This is a genomic window from uncultured Streptococcus sp. (assembly GCF_963545685.1).
Taxonomy (GTDB): Bacteria; Bacillota; Bacilli; order Lactobacillales; family Streptococcaceae; genus Streptococcus.
This window is the reverse complement of the sequence record NZ_CAUUKN010000070.1, coordinates 1-5,615: the sequence shown is the minus strand read 5'-3', so window position 1 is coordinate 5,615 and position 5,615 is coordinate 1. Positions and strand designations below refer to the sequence as shown.

General features: G+C 36.1%; 7 protein-coding genes. 1 reads left to right on the top strand and 6 read right to left on the bottom strand.

The window, feature by feature from the left end:
- Nucleotides 1-80 precede the first annotated feature (80 nt).
- The 4 genes from glnA to RWZ99_RS08595 all read right to left on the bottom strand — a co-directional run bounded on the left by glnA (nt 81) and on the right by RWZ99_RS08595 (nt 3,877).
- The gene (glnA, locus tag RWZ99_RS08610) at nt 81-1,424 is read right to left on the bottom strand and encodes a type I glutamate--ammonia ligase (RefSeq protein WP_314678088.1); all 1,344 of its coding nucleotides are present in this window, start codon (nt 1,422-1,424) and stop codon (nt 81-83) included.
- Between the two features lie 48 nt (nt 1,425-1,472).
- Nucleotides 1,473-1,847 (bottom strand): MerR family transcriptional regulator, encoded by a 375-nt coding sequence (locus tag RWZ99_RS08605; RefSeq protein WP_314678086.1) that lies wholly within the window; start codon nt 1,845-1,847, stop codon nt 1,473-1,475.
- Between the two features lie 173 nt (nt 1,848-2,020).
- Nucleotides 2,021-2,524: an aromatic acid exporter family protein gene (locus tag RWZ99_RS08600; protein WP_314678084.1), complete on the bottom strand. Its 504-nt coding sequence runs from the start codon at nt 2,522-2,524 to the stop codon at nt 2,021-2,023.
- A gap of 153 nt (nt 2,525-2,677) precedes the next feature.
- Nucleotides 2,678-3,877, bottom strand: a complete 1,200-nt coding sequence (locus RWZ99_RS08595; protein ID WP_314678081.1) for a phosphoglycerate kinase — start codon at nt 3,875-3,877, stop codon at nt 2,678-2,680.
- Between the two features lie 141 nt (nt 3,878-4,018).
- On the opposite strand from RWZ99_RS08595, the gene RWZ99_RS08590 reads away from it, so the two are divergent.
- On the top strand, nt 4,019-4,474 hold the full coding sequence (locus RWZ99_RS08590) for a hypothetical protein (RefSeq protein WP_314678080.1): 456 nt from the start codon (nt 4,019-4,021) through the stop codon (nt 4,472-4,474).
- Between the two features lie 260 nt (nt 4,475-4,734).
- On the opposite strand, the gene RWZ99_RS08585 is transcribed toward RWZ99_RS08590, so the two are convergent.
- Nucleotides 4,735-5,091, bottom strand: a complete 357-nt coding sequence (locus RWZ99_RS08585) for a hypothetical protein (protein WP_314678078.1) — start codon at nt 5,089-5,091, stop codon at nt 4,735-4,737.
- Between the two features lie 189 nt (nt 5,092-5,280).
- Nucleotides 5,281-5,553: a helix-turn-helix transcriptional regulator gene (locus tag RWZ99_RS08580; RefSeq protein ID WP_314678089.1), complete on the bottom strand. Its 273-nt coding sequence runs from the start codon at nt 5,551-5,553 to the stop codon at nt 5,281-5,283.
- Between the last annotated feature and the right edge of the window lie 62 nt (nt 5,554-5,615).

The window sequence follows — 5,615 nt, the reverse complement described above, 5'->3', positions numbered from 1 at the left end:
AAAACTGGCCTCATGAATGTGTTTTTCTTGTGTCCCATTATAAGGGTGCAGTGCCAACCCCTGATTTTCTAATTATTTTATTAATAAATATCTAAGTAGTTATCAATTTCCCATTGTGAAACGAAAGTAGCATAACTTGCCCATTCCATACGTTTCGCATCAAGGAAGTTTGTATAGATATGATTACCCAATGCTTGACGAACCACTTCATCCGTTTCCAATGCTTTAAGAGCATTACGTAGTGTTGATGGCAAATCAATGATACCAGCCTCTTTACGTTCTTCTGGAGACATTGAATAGATGTTTGTTTCAACTGGATCTGGAGCTTCAATCTTGTTAATGATACCATCAAGTCCTGCTTCCAAAAGAACAGCCAGTGCCAAGTATGGGTTTGCCATTGGGTCTACTGAACGCAATTCCAATCGTGTACCCATACCACGAGAAGCAGGAACGCGGATCAATGGTGAACGGTTGCTACCTGCCCATGCAATATATACAGGAGCTTCATACCCAGGAACCAAACGTTTGTAAGAGTTAACTGTTGGGTTAATAATTGCAGTATAGTTATATGCATGTTTCATCAAACCACCAAGGAAGTAATATGCGTCTTGAGACAATTGCATACCACGTGGATCCTCTGGATCAAAGAAAGCATTTCCTTCTTCAGTGAAGAGAGACATGTTACAGTGCATACCACTACCAGCAATACCATATTTAGGTTTCGCCATAAATGTAGCGTATAGACCGTGTTTACGAGCGATTGTCTTAACAACCAATTTGAAAATTTGGATATTATCACAAGCTTTTAAAACATCAGCATATTTAAAGTCGATTTCGTGTTGTCCAACCGCAACCTCATGGTGAGATGCTTCAACTTCAAATCCCATTTCTGTCAACACATTAACGATCTCACGACGTGTGTTGTCGGCAAGATCAGTTGGTGCAAGGTCAAAGTAGCCACCTTTATCGTTAACTTCAAGCGTAGGATTACCTTGTTCATCTAATTTGAAAAGGAAAAATTCTGGCTCTGGTCCAAGATTAAATGATTTATAACCAACTTCTTCCATATGACGCAAAGCTTTTTTCAAGTTACCACGTGGGTCTCCTGCAAATGGTTCACCTGCAGAAGTATAGATATCACAAATAAGACCTGCGACTGCACCATTTTCATCGCCCCAAGGGAAGACTGTCCAAGTATCAAGATCTGGGTAAAGATACATATCAGATTCATTGATACGAACAAAACCTTCAATTGATGAACCATCAAACATAGCTTTATTTGAAAGTACCTTATCCAACTGTTCATCTGTCGCAGGAATTTCAACATTCTTCATAACACCAAGGATGTCAGAGAACATTAAACGCAAGAAAGTAACATTTTTCTCTTTGACTTCGCGACGAATATCAGCTGCTGTGATTGCCATAATAGGGGTCTCCTTTATAAAAACCAAAAATAAAAGTTCAAAGCGTAATTAAATACGCAAGTTACCAAATTGTTGTGATGGGGTCGTAAAACGGCCTTGCTGAAGGAGTTCATCATGCAAGATACGTCGAACGTCCGCATCAGTTAAAGCTGCTTGTTTTTGTTGCGCACGAACTTTACGTTCCTCATACTCATGCTTAATCGCTGCAATATTATAACCGTCATCCAAAAAATCTTTGATTTCCAATAAACGATCCATATCATTTAAAGAGTACATACGACGATTCCCAGCTGTACGCTCAGGTTGAATCAACCCCTGATCTTCATAATAACGAATTTGACGAGCAGTTAGATCCGTCAACTTCATAACTGTACCAATCGGAAAAACAGCCAAAGAACGTCTTAGTTCTTTTTCTCTTGCCATGATCATCCTCCTTTCCTAACAATTATATTCTGAATATTTCTACATGTCAACAGATAATGTCACTTTTTCTTACACAATAAGTAAATCCCGAACATTATATTGCTTATTATCTTATATTAAAGGACTTTATTATCAAAAACATAAAAAAAGAGCTCAATTGAACTCGATTATTCTTATTTTAGATGTTTAAGTAGCCAATCATAATCATAATTAACAAGGATTGCAATAAAGACTCCGCAAAACGTTTCAAATACTCTAGCTATCACATAGGTGAAGGTATTATCAGGTGGGATAGACAAAGTAATAATCAGAAGCGCAGCCACTCCTCCAATAACTCCAGAAGCATTATTAAAGGACACATTAATGACAATAGTCAACATTGTTAAAATAGGGACCAATAGCAAAGTCACCCAAACTGAATTGTCAAACCACATATTCACAAAATAGAATAAAAGCGATAAAAGACCTCCAACTGTGTTTGCAAAAATACGTGACTTACCAAATTGAACACTACGGTCAAAGTTCTCACGAAGGCTGAAGACAGCAGTTAAACAACCAATCTGAAGCCCTTCCCAGCCTATAGCAGAGAACAAGCCTAAAACAAGAAAAACAGCTATCCCGGTCTTAAGTGTACGCATACCAAATTTAAATTTTTTTGGTTCAAATTTTAATCCCATGCTACTATTCTACCATGATTGACTGACTTTGGGGATATTCCACTGTATAATTAAAAAAGAAAAAAGAATGTTGTTATTTTAAATCTTACAATTGAATAGCTTTCAATTCAATAAAAAAGAACGTTCTTTAAGACGTTCTTGATTTATTAAAAATTATTTTTCAGTCAAAGCTGCAAGTCCTGGAAGTTCTTTACCTTCAAGGAGTTCCATAGATGCTCCACCACCAGTAGAGATCCATGAGAACTTGTCTGCACGACCAAGGTTGATAGCTGCGGCAGCTGAGTCACCACCACCGATGATTGATTTAACGCCTGGTTGTTTCACGATAGCGTCCATCACACCGATTGTACCAGCTTGGAAGTCAGGGTTTTCAAATACACCCATAGGACCATTCCATACAACTGTTTTAGCACCAGTCAAAGCTTTGTCGAATTCAGCGATAGATTTTGGACCGATATCAAGACCAAGGAAGCCTGGATCTACTGCTTCACCTTCAGTGTCTTTCACTTCAGTGTAGTCAGCAAAGGCATTCGCTTCTTTTGAGTCAACTGGCAAGATCAATTTACCATTTGATTTTTCAAGAAGAGCTTTAGCTACATCAAGTTTGTCTTCTTCTACAAGTGAGTTACCAATTTCGATACCTTGTGCTTTGTAGAATGTGTAAGTCATACCACCACCGATAAGGACTTTATCAGCTTTAGCAAGAAGGTTTTCGATAACACCAATCTTGTCAGATACTTTAGAACCACCAAGGATTGCTACGAATGGACGTTCTGGAGTTTCAACTGCTTCTTTGATGTAAGCAATTTCGTTTTCAAGAAGGAAACCAGCAACAGCTTTATCAACGTTTGCTGAGATACCAACGTTAGATGCGTGTGCACGGTGAGCTGTACCGAATGCATCGTTTACGAAGATACCATCTCCAAGTGATGCCCAATATTTACCAAGTTCAGGATCGTTTTTAGATTCTTTCTTGCCATCAACATCTTCAAAACGAGTGTTTTCAACCAAGAGAACTTGTCCATCTTCAAGAGCGTTAACAGCTGCTTCCAATTCAGCACCACGAGTAACACCTGGAAGGAAAGCAACGTCTTGACCCAATTTAGCAGCCAAGTCAGCCGCTACAGGAGCAAGTGATTTACCTTCTTTATCTGCTTCTTCTTTTACACGTCCAAGGTGAGAGAAGAGGATTGCACGTCCACCTTGTTCAAGGATGTACTTGATAGTTGGAAGAGCTGCAGTGATACGGTTGTCGTTAGTGATCACGCCATCTTTTACAGGAACGTTGAAGTCAACACGAACGAGAACTTTTTTCCCTTTCAAGTCAACGTCTTTAACAGTCAATTTAGCCATTTAATCAGACTCCTTAATTTTTTAATACGTTTTCATTATATCACAAAATGAATAAAAGAGATAGCAAAATCAGAAGGATTTCTAGCATATTGCTTGTGGGATACTTTTATCATATAATCAAAATAGAAAGGCTGAATCGCAATGAAAAAACAACTAAATAATATTCAGAAAAAAGCTGATCTCGATTTAAATATAATCCTCATACTTACACTTATACCTCTTCTCTTCTTTTTTACTTTTAAACAAACACTATTTTCCTACACTAATCAAACCTCAGTCTCACTATGGACACGTTTAATCCTATTAGCCAGTTTGCAATTTGCCATTGCAGGCTTAGGAACTAGCACTGTAATGGTTTATCGTAAAGAAGGTTTCAAAAACTTTGGATTAAATACTAGAAATCTTTTTTCTACTCTTCTTCAATCTGTGCTCATAGCCTTTCCACTTATCATATTCCTAGCACTAACTCATCAGATTAATTCCTATTTCCCACTTCAATCAGTGAATTTGACAAAAGAAGTTATGAAACAATCGTTTCCCGGTAATATTTTGGCTTATGCATTTATCGGCCTAATTCCGAGAATACATTTGAAATAAAAAAGAATGCTGACAAATCAACATTCTTTTTATGTTCACTTTGATAAACATTATAAAATTTGTCTGTTTAGCTACCAAAAAGCTACCAATAAATTTGTAATTAGTTTTAATTAAGTTTAATTGTGATATATCTTATTACCAAGTTTCTGATAAATTAAATAAGGAATTGGCATTGAAAGAATAACTTCTATAACTATCAGTAACGTTATAGCGACTATAGACGCCACTCTCCTCTTTCAAATATCTTTAAGCATAACCTTTTACCAACTAAAATTTCTAAGATTATCTTGAATTGTTTGGATGGAATCATCGCTAATTTGATTTCTTTTTTGTGTTTCACTATCTAATGATTTTAGATATGCAATATAAATATCAACTAAACGATTATATTCATATGTACCAAGTCTTTTCATTTGTCCATGGATAAAGTCAGTAGCTAGGTCAAATTTTTCATCAATAATAAGTTGGTTGAGATAATCATTTCCATTTATTGTTCGCCCCTCTTCATCCTCTACAACACCTAAATCAATTAAAATGGTCTCTAGTTTAAAAACCTTTCCAATCATATTAGCTGTACCTCTTATTTGCCTCAATAACCAATCATTATTAAATACCATATGTTGTTTCTCCTAAATCTTATTTCTCTTTAAATTATATTATTGATAACCTTTATATTAGCAATTGCCATAATGGTGCTTCCCTATAAAATTCTATTTTATTTATTATACCAAATATACCCATGCTACACAAAGCTATAACAGAAAAATATTACAATCTTGTAATTACTGTAAGTTCCTCGCACTATATTAATCTTTCTTGTTAGCAAGAAAATTTTCTAAAAAAGTAATAATTTCTTGTTTGTCTTCTTCAGTTAGTTCATACTTTTTCAATAAACTAACAATTTCTTCTAGCCCGTCATCGCGTCCTTTTAAAATCTCAAAAGACGTACCAAAGATTTCAGCTAATTTTTCTACTGTTTCATCTTTCGGATTTCTCCCTCCGTTTTCCCACCTAGCATACTGGGCTTGAGCTACACCTAACTTTTCAGCAACTTCTGATTGAGTAAGTCCTACGTTCAGACGGGCTTTTTTCTACCATTTGTCAAGTATAATACGGTTTCTGACTCAACACTATTTCTGAA

Coding starts and splice junctions, on each gene's coding strand:
- RWZ99_RS08595 (WP_314678081.1), bottom strand. CDS start 3,877: ATGGCTAAATTGACTGTTAAAGACGTTGACTTGAAAGGGAAAAAAGTT.
- RWZ99_RS08585 (WP_314678078.1), bottom strand. CDS start 5,091: ATGGTATTTAATAATGATTGGTTATTGAGGCAAATAAGAGGTACAGCT.
- RWZ99_RS08605 (WP_314678086.1), bottom strand. CDS start 1,847: ATGGCAAGAGAAAAAGAACTAAGACGTTCTTTGGCTGTTTTTCCGATT.
- glnA (WP_314678088.1), bottom strand. CDS start 1,424: ATGGCAATCACAGCAGCTGATATTCGTCGCGAAGTCAAAGAGAAAAAT.
- RWZ99_RS08600 (WP_314678084.1), bottom strand. CDS start 2,524: ATGGGATTAAAATTTGAACCAAAAAAATTTAAATTTGGTATGCGTACA.
- RWZ99_RS08590 (WP_314678080.1), top strand. CDS start 4,019: ATGAAAAAACAACTAAATAATATTCAGAAAAAAGCTGATCTCGATTTA.